At 53.0% G+C, this 17,287-nt stretch carries 16 protein-coding genes; 14 read left to right on the forward strand and 2 right to left on the reverse strand.

Annotated elements, in window-relative coordinates:
- The first annotated feature begins 51 nt into the window (after positions 1-51).
- From atpG to WH277_RS08450, 3 genes are all read left to right on the forward strand, one after another.
- Positions 52-921 carry a F0F1 ATP synthase subunit gamma gene (gene atpG / locus WH277_RS08440; RefSeq protein WP_133844849.1) on the forward strand — a complete coding sequence of 290 codons (870 nt, stop codon included), beginning with the start codon at positions 52-54 and terminating at the stop codon, positions 919-921.
- A 35-nt stretch (positions 922-956) separates the two neighbouring features.
- Positions 957-2,339, forward strand: coding sequence for a F0F1 ATP synthase subunit beta (gene atpD / locus WH277_RS08445; protein ID WP_133844847.1), 1,383 nt, complete (start codon positions 957-959; stop codon positions 2,337-2,339).
- A 68-nt stretch (positions 2,340-2,407) separates the two neighbouring features.
- Positions 2,408-2,827: a F0F1 ATP synthase subunit epsilon gene (locus tag WH277_RS08450; protein WP_133844845.1), complete on the forward strand. Its 420-nt coding sequence runs from the start codon at positions 2,408-2,410 to the stop codon at positions 2,825-2,827.
- Between the two features lie 84 nt (positions 2,828-2,911).
- On the opposite strand, the gene WH277_RS08455 is transcribed toward WH277_RS08450, so the two are convergent.
- Positions 2,912-3,289 (reverse strand): T6SS amidase immunity protein Tai4 family protein, encoded by a 378-nt coding sequence (locus tag WH277_RS08455; RefSeq protein WP_133844843.1) that lies wholly within the window; start codon positions 3,287-3,289, stop codon positions 2,912-2,914.
- Between the two features lie 393 nt (positions 3,290-3,682).
- On the opposite strand from WH277_RS08455, the gene glmU reads away from it, so the two are divergent.
- The 3 genes from glmU to WH277_RS08470 all read left to right on the forward strand — a co-directional run bounded on the left by glmU (position 3,683) and on the right by WH277_RS08470 (position 8,545).
- Positions 3,683-5,053, forward strand: a complete 1,371-nt coding sequence (gene glmU, locus WH277_RS08460) for a bifunctional UDP-N-acetylglucosamine diphosphorylase/glucosamine-1-phosphate N-acetyltransferase GlmU (RefSeq protein WP_133844841.1) — start codon at positions 3,683-3,685, stop codon at positions 5,051-5,053.
- A 172-nt stretch (positions 5,054-5,225) separates the two neighbouring features.
- The gene (gene glmS / locus WH277_RS08465; protein WP_133844839.1) at positions 5,226-7,058 is read left to right on the forward strand and encodes a glutamine--fructose-6-phosphate transaminase (isomerizing); all 1,833 of its coding nucleotides are present in this window, start codon (positions 5,226-5,228) and stop codon (positions 7,056-7,058) included.
- Between the two features lie 146 nt (positions 7,059-7,204).
- On the forward strand, positions 7,205-8,545 hold the full coding sequence (locus tag WH277_RS08470) for a serine hydrolase domain-containing protein (protein WP_133844837.1): 1,341 nt from the start codon (positions 7,205-7,207) through the stop codon (positions 8,543-8,545).
- On the opposite strand, the gene WH277_RS08475 is transcribed toward WH277_RS08470, so the two are convergent.
- Positions 8,487-9,428 carry a LysR family transcriptional regulator gene (locus WH277_RS08475; RefSeq protein WP_205945580.1) on the reverse strand — a complete coding sequence of 314 codons (942 nt, stop codon included), beginning with the start codon at positions 9,426-9,428 and terminating at the stop codon, positions 8,487-8,489. The genes WH277_RS08470 and WH277_RS08475 overlap by 59 nt on opposite strands.
- Positions 9,429-9,523: 95 nt before the next feature.
- Here WH277_RS08475 and WH277_RS08480 point away from each other — a divergent pair, with 95 nt between their 5' ends.
- The 8 genes from WH277_RS08480 to WH277_RS08515 all read left to right on the forward strand — a co-directional run bounded on the left by WH277_RS08480 (position 9,524) and on the right by WH277_RS08515 (position 17,261).
- Entirely contained in the window at positions 9,524-10,417 is an 894-nt protein-coding gene (locus WH277_RS08480; protein ID WP_339505249.1) for a DMT family transporter, read from the forward strand.
- A gap of 151 nt (positions 10,418-10,568) precedes the next feature.
- Entirely contained in the window at positions 10,569-11,609 is a 1,041-nt protein-coding gene (gene pstS / locus WH277_RS08485; RefSeq protein ID WP_133844836.1) for a phosphate ABC transporter substrate-binding protein PstS, read from the forward strand.
- A gap of 98 nt (positions 11,610-11,707) precedes the next feature.
- Positions 11,708-12,670, forward strand: a complete 963-nt coding sequence (pstC, locus tag WH277_RS08490) for a phosphate ABC transporter permease PstC (RefSeq protein WP_133844835.1) — start codon at positions 11,708-11,710, stop codon at positions 12,668-12,670.
- On the forward strand, positions 12,667-13,554 hold the full coding sequence (gene pstA, locus WH277_RS08495) for a phosphate ABC transporter permease PstA (protein ID WP_133844834.1): 888 nt from the start codon (positions 12,667-12,669) through the stop codon (positions 13,552-13,554). The genes pstC and pstA overlap by 4 nt, the downstream gene beginning before the upstream one ends.
- Positions 13,555-13,597: 43 nt before the next feature.
- A complete protein-coding gene (gene pstB / locus WH277_RS08500) occupies positions 13,598-14,368 on the forward strand; it encodes a phosphate ABC transporter ATP-binding protein PstB (protein WP_133844833.1) in 771 nt (256 codons plus the stop codon).
- Positions 14,369-14,385: 17 nt separating this feature from the next.
- A complete protein-coding gene (gene phoU / locus WH277_RS08505) occupies positions 14,386-15,123 on the forward strand; it encodes a phosphate signaling complex protein PhoU (RefSeq protein ID WP_133844830.1) in 738 nt (245 codons plus the stop codon).
- A gap of 125 nt (positions 15,124-15,248) precedes the next feature.
- Entirely contained in the window at positions 15,249-16,487 is a 1,239-nt protein-coding gene (locus WH277_RS08510; protein ID WP_133844828.1) for an MFS transporter, read from the forward strand.
- 462 nt (positions 16,488-16,949) lie between these two features.
- Positions 16,950-17,261 carry a hypothetical protein gene (locus WH277_RS08515; protein ID WP_238337116.1) on the forward strand — a complete coding sequence of 104 codons (312 nt, stop codon included), beginning with the start codon at positions 16,950-16,952 and terminating at the stop codon, positions 17,259-17,261.
- The last annotated feature ends 26 nt before the right edge of the window (positions 17,262-17,287 follow it).

A 17,287-nucleotide genomic window follows, 5' to 3' on the forward strand; every position in this document is an offset into this window, starting at 1 on the left:
CTGGCGGCTTGTCCCTTAGGGGGCAGGCCGCAAGGCTTTGAGGAGAAGCTTATGGCCGGCGCAAAAGAGATACGTAGTAAGATCGGCAGCGTGCAAAACACGCAGAAGATCACCAAAGCGATGGAAATGGTCGCCGCCTCCAAAATGCGTAAATCGCAAGAACGCATGGCGGCCAGCCGTCCTTATGCAGAGACCATGCGCAAAGTGATTGGTCACATTGCGTTAGGTAATCTGGAATACAAGCACCCTTACCTGGAAGAGCGCGACGTTAAACGCGTTGGCTATCTGGTCGTATCTACCGACCGCGGGCTTTGTGGTGGTTTGAACATTAACCTGTTCAAAAAAGTGCTGGCAGATATGAAGGCCTGGTCTGATAAAGGCGTCGAGAGCGATCTGGCGGTTATCGGTTCTAAAGGTCAGTCATTCTTCGGTTCTGTTGGCGGCAACGTGGTTGCTCAGGTAAGCGGAATGGGTGATAAACCTGCGCTGTCCGACCTGATTGGCCCGGTCAAAGTGATGCTGCAAGCATACGATGAAGGCCGTCTCGACAAGCTGTTTATTGTCAGCAACAAATTTATCAACACCATGTCTCAGTCTCCACAGATCGTACAGCTGCTGCCGTTACCGCCAGCAGATGATGCGGAAGGCGTTGTGAAGAAGAGTACCTGGGACTATCTGTATGAACCCGATCCGAAAGCGCTGCTGGATACATTACTGCGTCGCTACGTCGAGTCTCAGGTTTACCAGGGTGTTGTTGAAAACCTGGCCAGCGAGCAGGCCGCGCGAATGGTGGCGATGAAAGCCGCGACCGATAACGGCGGAAACCTGATCAAAGAGCTTCAGTTGGTATACAACAAAGCTCGTCAGGCCAGCATCACCCAGGAACTTACCGAAATTGTCGGTGGGGCCTCCGCGGTTTAACCAGGTATACGCAGAATTTAGGTAGAGGATTCAAGATGGCTACTGGAAAGATTGTCCAGGTAATCGGCGCCGTAGTTGACGTCGAATTCCCTCAGGACGCAGTACCACAAGTGTACAGCGCCCTTGAGGTTAAAAATGGTGATGCTCGTCTGGTGCTGGAAGTTCAGCAGCAGTTGGGCGGCGGTGTGGTTCGTACCATCGCAATGGGTTCTTCCGACGGCCTGAAACGTGGCCTGGAAGCGGTTGACCTTCAGCACCCAATTGAAGTCCCTGTCGGTGTGGCAACACTCGGCCGTATCATGAACGTGCTGGGTGAGCCAATCGATATGAAAGGCGACATCGGCGAAGAAGAGCGTTGGGCAATTCACCGCGCAGCACCTTCTTACGAAGATCAGTCTAACTCGCAGGAACTGCTGGAAACCGGCATCAAGGTTATCGACCTGATGTGTCCGTTCGCTAAGGGCGGTAAAGTCGGTCTGTTCGGTGGTGCGGGTGTAGGTAAAACCGTAAACATGATGGAACTGATCCGTAACATCGCGGCAGAACACTCAGGTTTCTCGGTATTTGCTGGCGTGGGTGAGCGTACTCGTGAGGGTAACGACTTCTACCACGAAATGACCGACTCTAACGTTATCGATAAAGTTTCCCTGGTCTATGGCCAGATGAACGAGCCACCAGGAAACCGTCTGCGCGTCGCGCTGACTGGCCTGACTATGGCTGAAAAGTTCCGTGACGAAGGTCGTGACGTTCTGCTGTTCATCGATAACATCTACCGTTACACCCTGGCCGGTACTGAAGTATCAGCACTGCTGGGTCGTATGCCTTCTGCGGTAGGTTATCAGCCAACGCTGGCGGAAGAGATGGGCGTTCTGCAGGAACGTATCACCTCGACCAAAACCGGTTCAATCACGTCTGTACAGGCCGTTTACGTTCCTGCGGATGACTTGACTGACCCGTCTCCAGCCACCACCTTTGCTCACTTAGATGCAACCGTGGTACTGAGCCGTCAGATCGCTTCCCTGGGTATCTACCCGGCGGTTGACCCACTGGATTCAACCAGCCGTCAGCTGGATCCACTGGTTGTTGGTCAGGAACACTATGACACTGCGCGTGGCGTTCAGTCACTGCTGCAGCGTTATCAGGAACTGAAAGACATCATCGCCATCCTGGGTATGGATGAACTGTCTGAAGAAGACAAACTGGTGGTAGCACGCTCTCGTAAGATGCAGCGTTTCCTGTCCCAGCCGTTCTTCGTGGCAGAAGTATTCACCGGTTCCCCGGGTAAATACGTGTCTCTGAAAGATACCATCCGTGGCTTTAAAGGCATCATGGAAGGTGAATTCGACCATATGCCAGAGCAGGCTTTCTACATGGTCGGTTCTATCGAAGAAGCCGTGGAAAAAGCGAAGAAACTGTAATCGTCTCCCCCGACTATTTCGGCACGTTGTCTGAAGTATGAAGGGGAAAGTTTCCCAGGAGATTAACAATGGCTATGACATTTCACCTGGACGTTGTCAGCGCAGAACTGCAAATGTTCACAGGCACTGTACAGAGCATCCAGGTATCAGGTAGCGAAGGTGAGTTGGGTATTCGCCCAAACCACGCCCCGCTTCTGACCGCCATTAAGCCTGGTATGATTCGCATCGTTAAACAGCACGGCGACGAAGAGGTTATTTACCTTTCCGGTGGCGTACTGGAAGTGCAGCCGGGTGCGGTTACCGTACTGGCTGACACAGCGATCCGCGGCAGCGATCTTGATGAAGCTCGCGCGCTGGAAGCGAAACGCAAAGCTGAAGAGCATATGAACAGCTCTCACGGTGATGTTGACTTCGCGATGGCGTCTGCGGAACTGGCTAAAGCGATCGCCAAACTGCGCGTGATCGAGTTGACCAAAAAAGCGATGTAATTCAGGTTTAAACATCAAAAAGCCGGTCAGGAAACTGACCGGCTTTTTTTATTGTCTGACTCAGATTTATCCACAGAACCTGGGCTAAGGCTTAAGGTTATCAGTGGTGGAGTGCGCATATTTTTGTTTAATCACCATCAGCTCATTGCTTCGGGATAAATCAATACACTTCATCACAATAAGCTCTGAATGCCCCTCTTTACTCACATATTTCTTGTTGAGAAATTGATGAACAAGGTCGGTGGCTTCTTCGTAAGCTTCAGCGGGATAGGATCCCAGTTCAACGTAAGCCCCCACCGCAGCCAGCGCATCTTCTTTTACGCTTTTATCAGAAAAACCATTCGCCAGACATTGGCTTAAGGCAAAGTTTTCTAGATTGTATTTTCCTGCATCACGTTGACTACCTTGCGAAATAGCAGGGAAAGAGAGTAACAACAGGAGTCCTGTTACTTTAAAATTCATCACTGTACTCCGTTGAGTTCGGGGGAACTTATACCCATTGAGTCCTGAGAGTATTCTAAACAGCGTTTCCAGATACACAGTCGATTCCATGAAAACGAGCACGATGTCCCTTCTCTGGGCCCTTTTAATCACTCCCGGGCTGAGTCGTCGCGGGATGCGCTCTTCGTTCGCTTGGTGAAATAAGCGATAAACCAGTGGCATAGCAATTTTTGCACGCTAAACTGGGCATAAATCGATAGATTTACCCTGTCAGCCGCGCTTTATGATGCGATAAAGGGTGGAAATCATCTGCGAATCGAGACTTTTCGGACGGTACGTTTTTTACTGCAAAATATGTAGAATTTTCAAGGATAAATCGATTTACTTCTCTCACTAAACAGATTCAGGACGCGTATGTCAAACAGTGCTATGAGCGTGGTGATCCTTGCCGCTGGTAAAGGAACCCGAATGTACTCCGATCTCCCGAAGGTTCTGCATACCCTCGCCGGGAAACCGATGGTCAAACATGTTATTGATGCAGCGAATCATTTGGGCGCTCAGCATGTGCATCTGGTTTACGGTCACGGCGGAGAGCTGCTTAAACAAACGCTGACTGACAGCTCGCTCAACTGGGTGTTGCAGGCGGAACAGCTGGGAACGGGCCATGCTATGCAGCAGGCCTCCCCTCACTTCGCCGATGACGAAGACATTTTGATGCTGTATGGCGATGTGCCACTGATCTCCGTGGACACGCTACGCCAGCTTCAGGTGGCAAAGCCCGCTGGCGGCATTGGCCTGCTGACCGTCATTCTGGATAACCCAACCGGTTACGGACGTATTATCCGTGAAGCGGGTCAGGTGGTCGGCATTATCGAACAGAAAGATGCTGCGCCTGAACAATTGCTGATTAACGAAATCAACACCGGCATTTTGCTGGCTAACGGCGCCGATCTTAAGCGCTGGCTGAGCAAGCTGGACAATAACAACGCGCAGGGCGAATACTACATTACCGACATTATCGCCCTGGCCCATCAGGAAGGCCGTCAGATCGCGGCGGTGCATCCGGCAAGAACCACGGAAACCGAGGGCGTCAATAATCGTCTGCAACTGGCAACGCTGGAGCGGGTGTATCAGGCTGAGCAGGCTGAAAAACTGCTGCTGGCGGGGGTGATGTTGCTCGACCCGGCGCGTTTCGATCTGCGGGGTGAACTGATACACGGCCGTGATGTGGTGATTGATACCAATGTGATCATCGAAGGCAAGGTCACGTTGGGTCACCGGGTGAAAATCGGTAGCGGCTGTGTGATTAAAAACAGCGTGATTGCTGATGACAGCGTTATCAGCCCGTACAGCGTGATTGAAGATGCGCAGCTGGAATCAGGCTGTACTGTCGGGCCATTCGCGCGTCTGCGTCCGGGCACTGAGCTGGCTGAAGGGGCGCATGTGGGCAACTTCGTCGAGATGAAAAAAGCGCGCCTGGGTAAAGGCTCTAAAGCGGGCCATCTGAGTTATCTCGGTGATGCGGAAATCGGTGCTAATGTGAATATTGGCGCAGGCACCATTACCTGCAACTACGATGGCGTCAATAAATCGAAAACGATCATCGGTGATGATGTGTTTGTCGGTTCAGATACCCAGCTGATCGCACCGGTAACGGTAGCTGCGGGTGCCACCATCGCAGCCGGAACCACCATTATGAAAAACGTTCCGGCAGCAGGCCTGGTGTATAACCGTAAAGAACAGCAGTTGAAGGCAAGCTGGCAGCGCCCGGAAAAGAAAAAGTAAGCCCATTTTATGAAGGGGTGAGGCATGCCTCACCCTCTGTTTTTGTTGTAAATGCAGTCAATACAAAAATAATCCCCACTCTCTACAAGGCTCGGGGAACCCGAATATACGGGAACAATCAGGTCAGAAGACAACGCTGATGGCTTACCGCCATCATGTCAGGAAAATAATTATGTGTGGAATTGTTGGTGCTGTAGCGCAGCGTGATATTGCAGAAATCCTGCTTGAAGGGCTGCGTCGTCTGGAATACCGGGGCTATGACTCTGCGGGTCTGGCCGTTGTTGATCAACAGGGTAACGCCACCCGACTGCGCCGTCTGGGTAAGGTGCAGAACCTGGCTGAAGCAGCAGAAACCACCTCGCTGGTGGGGGGAACGGGTATTGCGCACACGCGCTGGGCCACGCATGGCGAACCTTCGGAAGCGAATGCCCATCCGCATATCTCTGAACATATCATCATTGTTCACAACGGCATTATTGAGAATCACGAACCCCTGCGTGAACAACTGATTGCGCGTGGTTATACCTTTGCCTCAGAAACCGATACCGAAGTGGTGGCGCATCTGGTGCACTGGGAGCAGAAACAGGCTGGTGGCTCGCTGCGTGAAGTTGTGCAGCGGGTGATCCCACAGCTACGCGGTGCCTATGGCATGGTGATTCTGGACAGCCGCGATCCGTCGGTTATTGTGGCTGCCCGCTCCGGTAGCCCGCTGGTGATTGGCCGCGGCGTGGGTGAAAACTTCATTGCTTCCGATCAGCTGGCGCTGTTGCCCGTGACCCGTCGTTTTGTCTACCTGGAAGAGGGCGATATTGCGGAGATCACCCGCCGTGATGTGACCATTTTTGATCGTCAGGGACATCAGGTAAAACGTGCTGAGATCGAATCGAACGCACAGTATGATGCTGGCGACAAAGGGGTTTACCGCCACTACATGCAGAAAGAGATTTACGAGCAACCTGTCGCGATTAAAAACACCCTGAGTGGTCGTTTCAGCCACGGTGAAGTCGATCTCTCCGAGCTGGGTCCGCAAGCTGATACGCTGCTGGCCAACGTTGAGCACATTCAGATCGTTGCCTGCGGCACCTCATACAATTCCGGTATGGTTTCCCGTTACTGGTTTGAGTCGCTGGCCAACGTGCCGTGTGACGTTGAGATTGCGTCTGAATTCCGCTATCGCAAATCGGCAGTACGCAAAAACAGCCTGCTGATCACCCTGTCTCAATCGGGTGAAACGGCGGATACCCTGGCAGCACTGCGCCTGTCGAAAGAGCTGGGTTACCTTGGTTCTCTGGCGATTTGTAACGTTGCCGGTTCATCGCTGGTGCGTGAGTCCGACCTGGCGCTGATGACCAAAGCCGGGACCGAAATCGGCGTAGCGTCGACCAAAGCCTTCACCACTCAGCTAACGGTGCTGCTGATGCTGGTGGCGAAAATCGGTCGTCTGAAAGGCGTTGATCCGCAGGTTGAGCACGATATCGTGCACTCTTTGCAGGCGCTGCCAAGCCGAATTGAACAGATGCTGTCACAGGATGAGCTGATCGCGTCACTGGCGGAAGACTTCTCGGACAAGCATCATGCGCTGTTCCTCGGCCGTGGCGATCAGTATCCGATCGCGATGGAAGGTGCGCTGAAGCTGAAAGAGATCTCCTACATTCATGCTGAAGCTTATGCTGCAGGTGAACTGAAACACGGTCCGTTAGCGCTGATCGATGCCGATATGCCGGTTATTGTGGTGGCACCGAATAATGAATTGCTGGAGAAACTGAAGTCAAATATCGAAGAGGTGCGCGCCCGTGGTGGTCTGCTGTATGTCTTCGCCGATATTGATGCCGGTTTTGCCAACAGCGAAGGCATGCGCATTATTCCGTTGCCGCATGTGGAAGAGGTGATTGCGCCTATCTTCTACACTGTGCCGCTACAGCTGCTGTCCTATCACGTGGCGCTGATCAAAGGCACTGATGTGGATCAACCGCGTAACCTGGCAAAATCCGTTACGGTTGAATAAGCCCCGCCCTGCACGCAGGTGAACTCTGCGTGCTGCTCAAAAGTCCGGTATGACTGCTCCGTCAGTCGGCCGGACTTTTTTTGTACAAATTCCCGTTACTCCTTTCCTTACAATGAACGTTCTTAGGTTCTTTTTAAGGGAATAGAATGAAAAAGATGCAAACGGGGTTTTGTCTGATGGCGCTGTGCTTTGGCACCGTATATGAGGCGAATGCCTCATCAGCGAAGGTACCCTGCCCGGTGCCACTGAAAACGTGTCCTGCTCCGCTGGATAAAAACCTGCCAGACGTCAAAAATATGCTTACCTGGACGCCTCAGCAGCGCGTGGTGGGTTTTCGTAACGACTATCGATCCTATCCCGGCGATATTTTCCGCGCCAGCAAAGCAGGCGTACCGCTCCCTGTTGCTCATCGCAATCTCTCTGCCGTGTCCTATGAGTATCAGCAGCATCACTACTCATTGGCAGATTACCTTAAACGCAATAACGTGACAGGCATGATGGTTATTAAAGACGGTAAAAAGGTCTGGGACTATTACGGCCATGGCAACACGAAAACGACGCTATGGACCTCGCGATCTGTCGGTAAATCAGTGGTGTCCACGTTAGTCGGGATCGCACTGAAGCAGGGGAAGATAGCCTCGCTGGATGATGAGACTGTGAAGTACAATCCAGAGGTACGGGGCACTGCCTGGGAACATGTCCCTCTACGCAGTCTGCTGCAGCACACCTCCGGTGTGACCTGGAATGAGGATTACACCAACCCCCAATCTGATTTTGCCAAACTGACCCAGTGTGAAGCAGGAAAAGACACCTATGACTGCGTCAGCAAACTGGTACTCGACCCTCAGCGTAAAGCCTATGCAAAACCGGGTCAGGTCTGGTCCTACTCTTCCGGCGGTGCCTGGGTGCTGGGTGACACGCTGGAGAAAGCGACCGGAGAAACACTGGCCCGCTATCTGCAGGACAACATCTGGCAGCCTTACGGAATGGTGAATGATGGCGTGTGGCACAGCTATCTGCCGGGCAAACATGATGTGGGTGCACACGGCTTTAACGCAACGCTCGAAGACTGGGGAAAGTTTGGTCTGTTCGTGATGAACAATGGCATCCTGCCTGATGGCACGAAAACGCTGCCCGAGGGTTGGGTAAAAGAGGCCAGTACCTGGAATAAAGCCGAAAACTCGGTGACGACCGATTATCCTGACGGACAATTTGGTTACCAGTGGTGGAACATCGGTGTGCCCTTGAGTGCGAAAAACGATGCACCATCAGAAGGATTAACGCGTAATAAGACCCTGTCGGCTGAGGGTATTTTTGGCCAGATGATTGCGATCGACCAGGCGCAGAAACTGGTGATTGTTCAGTGGTCCGCCTGGCCACAGGCAGAACCGGCATCAGATGCCCAGCCGCTCGAAGCCTCTTTGATGTTTAATGCGATTGCGAATGCGCTGTCTGGTGCTTCAGCTTCTCCAGCAAAAAATCGATAAGCACCCGGCATTTAGGGGGAAGATAGCGATTGGGATGATACAAAATCCATGACATCCCGTAATAGGATGTCATGTAGTCCCATTCGGGAAGTACCTGAATAATCTGTCGGTTATCCATGACCTGTTGCGCGGAAAAGCGCGGCAGGCACCCGATGCCCAGATGATGAATGATGCCTTCCAGCCTCGCTTTGCTGTGATTTGAGGCAAAGCGCCCGTGTACCGCAACGCTGATTTGCTCTCCGCTGGCGATATGACGAAACTTCCACTGATTATCCCCGGGCACTTCTCCCAGATAAATACAGCTGTGCTGCGTTAAATCCTGCGGGTGCTGCGGAATACCGTGCTGTTGCAGATACTCTGCGCTGGCACAGAGCACGTGCCTGACAGGAAACAGCGGGCGTGCCGCCAGCCCCGGAGGCGGGGTATCGGTAATGCGGATCGCCAGGTCAACATTGTCATTGATTAAATCCACCATACGATCGGTGAGCATCAGTTGCAGATCCACCTGAGGGTAGCGCTGTAAAAACTCAGCCACGTGCGGGGAGATGAGATCCTTGCCGTAGGCACGCGGTGCACTGATTTTCACCCGCCCCTGCGGGGTGTCACTAATGCGCCCAGCCAGCTCAAACACCGACTCTGCGGACTGCATCATCTCAAAGCAGCGCTCCCAGGCGACGGTTCCGGCTTCTGTCAGGCGCAGCCTGCGTGTCGTCCTTTCCAGCAGTTTCACCCCCAGGGCATTTTCCAGGCTGGCGATCTGACGGCTGACCGAAGACGCGGTGCTGCCCAGCTTTTCTGCGGCCGCCGAGAAGCTGCCGAGTTCCACCACTTTCACGAACACTGCCATATACGGCAGCAGACCCATATATTGATTTGTTCTCATAGCGCACAAGTCTTGTTTACCCGTACGGATTATTCCGTCTGGAGAAAAACATCATAATCGCAGTTGGGTTTATCGCCAACGTCAGGGGAATGCAGGTGGAGAAACAACAGCGTTACGCAGAGTGGATGTTACTGGCTGTCGCCGTGGTCTGGGGAACCAGCTACGGCATGGCAAAACAGGCCGTTCTTTTCTATCCGGTCGTGGGTTTTGTGTTTTTTTGTTTTTTGCTGACCTTCGTTCTGCTCTTACCCACGTTAAGGCTCTGCTGGCGCCAGGCGCTGCCCCCGGGGTTGATACTGGGTTCGGTGTTGTTGGCTATTTTCCTGTGTGAAACTTATGGGGTGGCGTTGACCTCTGCCAGTAATGCGGCATTTCTGATCAGCCTGTGCGTGGTGCTGACGCCGTTTGTTGAATGGCTGATGTTCCGTCAGCGGCCCGAAATCAGCGTGTTTATCGCCGCCGCCGTCTCTCTTTGCGGTGCCATGCTGCTGGTGGGCGGTACGCAGATTGCGATGAACAGGGGCGATCTGCTGGTGTTGGGCGCTGCGCTGCTGCGCGCGTTGATGGTGTGTCTGACGAAAAAAATGACCCAGCATCGCAATGTGCCCGCACTGGCGCTGACGGCGGTACAAACCGGGGTGGTCGCCAGCGGTTCGCTGGTAGTGTTACTGGCGACAGAGCATGGGATACCGGCCCTGCCTGAGAGTACGCTGTTCTGGGGCCCGACGCTTTACCTGGTGTTGTTCTGCACGCTGTTTGCTTTCTTCGCGCAGAACTACGCGGTGAAACGTACCTCACCGACGCGTGCCTCACTATTAATGGGGTCTGAGCCGCTCTTTGGTGCCCTGTTTGCCGTGCTCTGGTTGCAGGAGTCGCTGACGCCAGCGGCATGGCTGGGCGGGTTGCTGATTGTTGCTGCATCGCTGTGGGCCACGCGCCCGGTTAAACGTAACCCGGGACTGAGCGCGGTAATGGAAAAAACCGACTGACGTCAGCCTTCATGATTAGAGTGGCTTGTCACAAAAGTGTCATATTTCGTACATTTTACTGTCACCAAACTGTCCTATTTTGCCTCCAGCAGCAATCATTAATTAGACAAACACGGCAACTGGCCTGACTTTTTAATCCCGTGGAGGGAACATGACACTGATGCACAAAACCCTGGCTCAATTCGTCGCAGTAACCCTTTCTCTGAGCGCCGTTACCGCAATGGCCGCGACCAACCTGACCGGTGCTGGCGGGACATTCCCGGCACCTGTGTATAACAAGTGGGCAGCAGAGTACAACACCGCGACGGGCAGCCAGGTTAACTATCAGGGTATCGGTTCATCCGGCGGCGTTAAGCAGATTATCGCTAAAACCGTAGACTTCGGTGCATCAGATGCGCCGATGAAAGACGAAGATTTAGAAAAAAATGGCCTGTTCCAGTTTCCGACAGTTATTGGCGGGGTGGTACTGGCGGTTAATATTCCTGGTATCAAATCTGGACAGCTGACGCTGGATGGCAAAACCGTGGGTGATATCTACCTCGGTACCATCAAAAAGTGGAACGACCCGGCCATCACCAAGCTGAACCCGGGCGTGAAACTGCCTGATTCCAACATCAACGTGGTACGCCGCGCTGACGGTTCGGGTACCTCATTCGTGTTCACCAGTTACCTGTCTAAAGTGAACAGCGACTGGAGCAGCAAAGTCGGTAAAGGTAGCACCGTTAACTGGCCAACCGGTTTGGGCGGCAAGGGTAACGACGGCGTGGCTGCATTCGTACAGCGTCTGCCAGGGTCTATCGGCTACGTTGAGTACGCCTACGCGAAACAGAACAGCCTGGCTTACACCAAGCTGGTGGATGCGGATGGCAAAGCCATTGAACCGGGTGAGAAAAGCTTTAGCGATGCCGCGAAAGGCGCAGACTGGTCCAAATCTTTTGCTCAGGATCTGACCTTCCAGAAAGGCGACAACGCGTGGCCAATCACCTCTACCACCTTTATCCTGGTGCACAAAGAGCAGGCTAATGCTGAGAAAGGCGCCGCCGTACTGAAGTTCTTCGACTGGGCTTATAAAAACGGCAGCAAAACCACGGCTGGCCTGGACTACGCATCACTGCCAGATTCTGTGATTGAGCAGATTCGTAGCGCCTGGAAAACCAACGTGAAAGACAGCTCCGGCAAAGCACTGTACTAAGCGATTGCAGTAAGCACCACGATGCGTGGTGCTTATGCCCCCATGGGCCAGGCTTGCCTGGCCCGATACGTATCAGCAGTATCAGACTCGAGAATTCTATGGCTGCAACCAAGCCGGCATTCAAGGCTCCCGGAAAACAGGGTGACATCATCTTCAGCGCGCTGGTTAAACTGGCTGCGTTGATTGTGCTGTTGCTGCTCGGTGGCATTATCGTTTCCCTGATTATCTCTTCATGGCCGAGTATCCAGAAGTTTGGTTTCTCGTTCCTGTGGAATAAAGAGTGGGATGCGCCTAACGAACAGTTTGGTGCGCTGGTGCCGATTTACGGTACCGTCGTCACCTCCATTATTGCCCTGCTTATCGCTGTCCCGGTAAGTTTCGGCATTGCCTTGTTCCTGACCGAACTGGCCCCTAACTGGCTGCGTCGCCCGCTGGGCGTGGCGATTGAACTGCTGGCGGCTATCCCCAGCATTGTGTATGGCATGTGGGGGCTGTTTATTTTCGCGCCACTGTTTGCCACCTATTTCCAGCAGCCCGTCGGGGACGTACTGGCTAACGTACCGATTGTAGGATCCCTGTTCTCCGGCCCGGCATTTGGTATCGGGATTTTAGCCGCCGGAATTATCCTGGCGATTATGATTATCCCTTATATCGCTTCCGTCATGCGCGACGTGTTCGAGCAGACGCCAGTGATGATGAAAGAGTCCGCGTACGGCATTGGCTGTACCACCTGGGAAGTGATGTGGCGTGTTGTGTTGCCCTTCACCAAAAACGGGGTGATTGGTGGGGTGATGCTGGGCCTGGGGCGCGCACTGGGTGAAACCATGGCGGTGACCTTCATTATCGGTAACACCTACCAACTCGACAGTGCTTCACTGTTTATGCCGGGTAACAGCATCACCTCCGCGCTGGCGAACGAATTTGCTGAAGCGGAATCGGGCGTGCATACCGCCGCGCTGATGGAGCTGGGGCTGATCCTGTTTGTCATCACGTTTATCGTGCTGGCCTGTTCAAAACTGATGATCCTGCGTCTGGCAAAAAGTGAAGGAGCGCGCTCATGACCACGATGGAATTGCAGGCGCGTGACGAACTGCTCGCTTCACGCCGTAAGATGCAGGCGTGGCGCCGGATGAAAAACCGTATTGCCCTCGCCCTGTCGTTGCTGACGATGGCATTCGGTCTGTTCTGGCTGGTGTGGATCCTGTTTTCTACCGTGACTCGCGGTATCGACGGCATGACGCTGTCGCTGTTTACTGAGAATACGCCCCCGCCGAATACGGCGGGAGGAGGCCTGGCAAATGCCCTGGCAGGCAGCGGTCTGTTGATCTTCTGGTCAACCGCTGTGGGGACGCCGCTGGGGATTATGGCGGGGATCTATCTGGCTGAGTATGGCCGTAAGTCCTGGCTGGCCGAAGTGATTCGCTTTATTAACGACATTCTGCTTTCGGCGCCGTCGATTGTGGTCGGTCTGTTTGTGTACACCATCGTGGTGGCGCAGATGCAACACTTCTCCGGCTGGGCCGGGGTGGTGGCGCTGGCACTGTTGCAAATCCCGATCGTGATCCGCACCACCGAAAACATGCTGAGACTGGTACCGGACAGCCTGCGAGAAGCGGCGTATGCGCTGGGGACGCCAAAATGGAAGATGATTTCGGCGATTACCTTGAAAGCCTCCGTTTCCGGCATTCTGACAGGGGTTCTGCTGGCGATTGCCCGCATTGCCGGGGAAACCGCACCCCTGCTGTTTACCTCGCTGTCGAACCAGTTCTGGAGCACCGATATGATGCAGCCACTGGCGAACCTGCCGGTGACCATCTTTAAGTTCGCGATGAGTCCGTTTGCCGAATGGCAGAGTCTGGCCTGGGCGGGCGTGCTGATTATTACGCTGTGTGTACTGTTACTGAACATCCTGGCACGCGTGATCTTCGCCAAGAGCAAACATTAATTGAGCAGCGCGGCGTTAGCGGCGCGGACTAAGTGAGATAAAAATGGTTGATACGACTTCCGCTAAGATGATTCAGGTTCGTGATTTGAACTTCTATTACGGAAAATTCCATGCGCTGAAAAACATCAATCTGGATATTGCTAAAAACCAGGTGACGGCGTTTATCGGCCCATCCGGCTGCGGTAAATCCACGCTGCTGCGTACGTTTAACAAGATGTTTTCGCTCTATCCTGAGCAGCGTGCTGAAGGTGAAATCCTTCTGGATGGCGAAAACATCCTGACCGCCAGCCAGGATATCGCCCTGCTGCGTGCCCGTGTTGGCATGGTATTCCAGAAGCCGACACCGTTCCCGATGTCGATTTATGACAACATCGCTTTCGGTGTGCGTCTGTTTGAAAAGCTGTCACGTGCCGATATGGACGAACGCGTTCAGTGGGCATTGACGAAAGCGGCGCTGTGGACCGAAACCAAAGACAAGCTGCATCAGAGTGGTTACAGTCTTTCCGGCGGTCAGCAGCAGCGTCTGTGCATCGCGCGTGGTATTGCGATTCGCCCGGAAGTGTTACTGCTGGATGAACCTTGCTCGGCCCTGGACCCGATCTCAACCGGGCGCATCGAAGAGCTGATTACGGAACTGAAGCAGGATTACACCGTGGTGATCGTCACCCACAATATGCAGCAGGCAGCACGCTGCTCCGACCACACGGCATTTATGTACCTGGGCGAACTGATCGAGTTCAGTGATACCGATACACTGTTCACCAAGCCGCATCAGAAGCAAACTGAAGATTACATCACCGGCCGCTACGGTTGATTTGACTGGAGAATACAATGGATAGCTTAAATCTGAACAAACATATCTCCGGCCAGTTCAACGCCGAGCTGGAGCATATCCGCACCCAGGTGATGACCATGGGTGGCATGGTCGAGCAGCAGTTGACCGATGCCATCACGGCGATGCACAACCAGGATGGTGAGCTGGCGAACAAGGTGATTGAAGGTGACCACAAGGTCAATATGATGGAGGTGGAGATTGATGAAGCCTGCGTACGCATCATCGCCAAACGTCAACCTACTGCCAGCGACCTGCGTCTGGTAATGGCGATCATCAAAACCATCTCTGAGCTGGAACGTATTGGTGATGTTGCCGAGAAGATCTGCCGTACCGCGCTGGAAAAATTCACCCAGCAGCACCAGCCGCTGCTGGTGAGCCTGGAGTCACTGGGCCATCACACCATTCAGATGCTGCATGACGTACTGGATGCTTTTGCGCGGATGGATCTTACTGCCGCCATTGAAATCTATCGTGAAGACAAGAAGGTTGACCAGGAGTATGAGGGCATCGTGCGCCAGCTGATGACCTATATGATGGAAGATCCGCGCACTATCCCGAGTGTGCTGACGGCCTTGTTCTGCGCGCGTGCCATCGAGCGCATCGGTGACCGCTGCCAGAACATTTGTGAAATTATCTTCTACTTCGTGAAAGGTCAGGATTTCCGTCACGTGGGCGGTGACCAGTTGGATAAACTGCTGACCGGCGATGACACCGGTAGCAATAACCCGTCGTAATCTCTGCTCAGGCGTGCCAACCCCCCGGCATGCCTGACTTCCTTCCCCATCACTTTTTCGTCTGGATACCTTCGTCGCTCATACTTATACTTGCGGCAAATTTCCAATGAAAAGGCCAGAAAATCATGTCAATTTCCCCCCCGGACAAGCGTAGCGTCACGCCGGGCAAAGCGATGGTCGCTGCTGTCAGCGGTTACGCAATGGACGGCTTTGATCTGCTGATCCTCGGTTTTATGTTACCTGCTATCAGTCTGTCGCTGGCATTATCCCCCTCGCAGGCTGGTTCACTGGTCACCTGGACACTGATTGGTGCCGTGCTGGGAGGCATTGTTTTCGGCCATATCAGCGATCGTCTCGGGCGTATTCGTGTACTGACCTTTACCATCCTGATGTTTTCAGTCTTTACCGGGCTGTGCGCAGTGGCACAGGGATATTGGGATTTACTGGCGTATCGCACCCTTGCGGGTATGGGCCTGGGCGGTGAGTTCGGTATTGGTATGGCGTTGATCGCCGAAGCCTGGCCTGCCAACAAGCGTAACCGTGCTTCAGCGTGGGTGGGCATGGGGTGGCAGCTCGGCGTACTGCTGGCGGCATTTATCACGCCGTTGCTGCTGAATGTGATCGGCTGGCGCGGCATGTTCCTCGTTGGCCTGCTGCCCGCCCTGGCCTCGTTTGCCATTCGTCGTGGCATGGGGGAGCCGGAAGCGTTCACCCAGCATGTGGATGTGAATCAGGGGTTGTCGTTCACGGCGCGCATTAAGCTGTTGTTCGTGGATGCGGCTACCACCAAAGCCAGCATCGGCATCTTTATCCTCTGTTCTGTACAGAACTTTGGTTATTACGGTCTGATGATCTGGATGCCGAGTTATCTCTCATCTAACTTTGGTTTTTCGCTGACGAAATCCGGGTTGTGGACGGCGGTCACGGTCGTCGGGATGACCTTCGGTATCTGGTTATTTGGTCTGCTGGCCGATCGCTTCTCCCGCTGGAAAATTTTCCTGCTGTATCAGTTTGGCGCAGTGGTGATGGTGGTGGTTTACGCTCAGTTGCGCGATCCGACGACCATGCTGTTTACCGGGGCACTGATGGGGATGTTTGTGAATGGCATGATTGGTGGTTACGGCGCGCTGATTTCTGACACTTATCCGGTGAAAGTACGTGCTACGGCGCAGAATGTCTTGTTTAACCTGGGGCGTGGTGTGGGTGGATTTGGTCCGCTGGTGATTGGGCTGCTGGTCAGCCAGTGGTCATTTACTGCTGCTATCACCATGCTGGCACTGATCTATCTGCTGGATATTGTCGCCACGTTATTCCTGCTGCCGAAAAAGCAGGGTAACGATGATGCACTGGGCGCGATTGGCTAACTGAGCGGCATCCAGCGCTGGTCCCTTCAGCGCAGGATAATATGAACCTGATTTCTCCCCCCGTTTTCTTCTATTCTTCCTTTTCCCTTTATTATTTTCATAGAAATTTTCTTAAAGTGCTTATTTATTTAAATTTACACTTTAATAGGTGTGTGAATATATCGGCTTGGTAACCTGTTTGGCATATAGTGGTATTATTTTTCTTTGTGATTTTATATTGTTTACAGCGCTTAAGAAAAACGATAGTCTCGAAATTAGTCAATGGTTTTTGTTTTTTTTCTCAGTGTTGAGGCGATATATCCCTTCTTTATTTTCCATTTCGATTTTGATGTGTTCCGCGCTGAAAATATCAACTGGTCACTTAGGGGGAACGGTGCTGGCAGTGATAATAACAATGCAGGTACACGATCCCTCCTCACCGTGAGTATAATTAATATAGCGAAAAGGAGTAATGTATAGCGGGTGATTAACGCTATCATTAATATATTAGATATGAGAAGAAATAAAACAGCCGTTCAGCTAAAGAAACAAGAGGCATTCCGTGCGCTGGCTTTAATCTGCCAGGAACTCGCCTCCAGCCCCAAAGAGGGTACGCATTTATCCGATCCCACGCTATGGCCTAAAACCAGAGAGTTAGCGGATAATTGCGGTGAGAGTATCTATATGATGCGAAATATTCTTTTACAGCTGGTCGATGAAGGCAAAGTTATTAAACATGCTTCACTGCTGTCAAATTCATTACGCTGGTATATCAATGAGGGGGACGGTATTTGATTTTTTCTATACCGCTTGCTGGCAAC

Source organism: Erwinia sp. MYb416 (assembly GCF_037479575.1).
GTDB classification, from domain to species: Bacteria; Pseudomonadota; Gammaproteobacteria; order Enterobacterales; family Enterobacteriaceae; genus Erwinia; species Erwinia rhapontici.

Coding starts and splice junctions, on each gene's coding strand:
- glmS (WP_133844839.1), top strand. CDS start 5,226: ATGTGTGGAATTGTTGGTGCTGTAGCGCAGCGTGATATTGCAGAAATC.
- WH277_RS08450 (WP_133844845.1), top strand. CDS start 2,408: ATGGCTATGACATTTCACCTGGACGTTGTCAGCGCAGAACTGCAAATG.
- pstA (WP_133844834.1), top strand. CDS start 12,667: ATGACCACGATGGAATTGCAGGCGCGTGACGAACTGCTCGCTTCACGC.
- atpG (WP_133844849.1), top strand. CDS start 52: ATGGCCGGCGCAAAAGAGATACGTAGTAAGATCGGCAGCGTGCAAAAC.
- WH277_RS08475 (WP_205945580.1), bottom strand. CDS start 9,428: ATGAGAACAAATCAATATATGGGTCTGCTGCCGTATATGGCAGTGTTC.
- glmU (WP_133844841.1), top strand. CDS start 3,683: ATGTCAAACAGTGCTATGAGCGTGGTGATCCTTGCCGCTGGTAAAGGA.
- phoU (WP_133844830.1), top strand. CDS start 14,386: ATGGATAGCTTAAATCTGAACAAACATATCTCCGGCCAGTTCAACGCC.
- WH277_RS08455 (WP_133844843.1), bottom strand. CDS start 3,289: ATGAATTTTAAAGTAACAGGACTCCTGTTGTTACTCTCTTTCCCTGCT.
- WH277_RS08470 (WP_133844837.1), top strand. CDS start 7,205: ATGAAAAAGATGCAAACGGGGTTTTGTCTGATGGCGCTGTGCTTTGGC.
- pstC (WP_133844835.1), top strand. CDS start 11,708: ATGGCTGCAACCAAGCCGGCATTCAAGGCTCCCGGAAAACAGGGTGAC.
- atpD (WP_133844847.1), top strand. CDS start 957: ATGGCTACTGGAAAGATTGTCCAGGTAATCGGCGCCGTAGTTGACGTC.
- WH277_RS08510 (WP_133844828.1), top strand. CDS start 15,249: ATGTCAATTTCCCCCCCGGACAAGCGTAGCGTCACGCCGGGCAAAGCG.
- pstB (WP_133844833.1), top strand. CDS start 13,598: ATGGTTGATACGACTTCCGCTAAGATGATTCAGGTTCGTGATTTGAAC.
- pstS (WP_133844836.1), top strand. CDS start 10,569: ATGACACTGATGCACAAAACCCTGGCTCAATTCGTCGCAGTAACCCTT.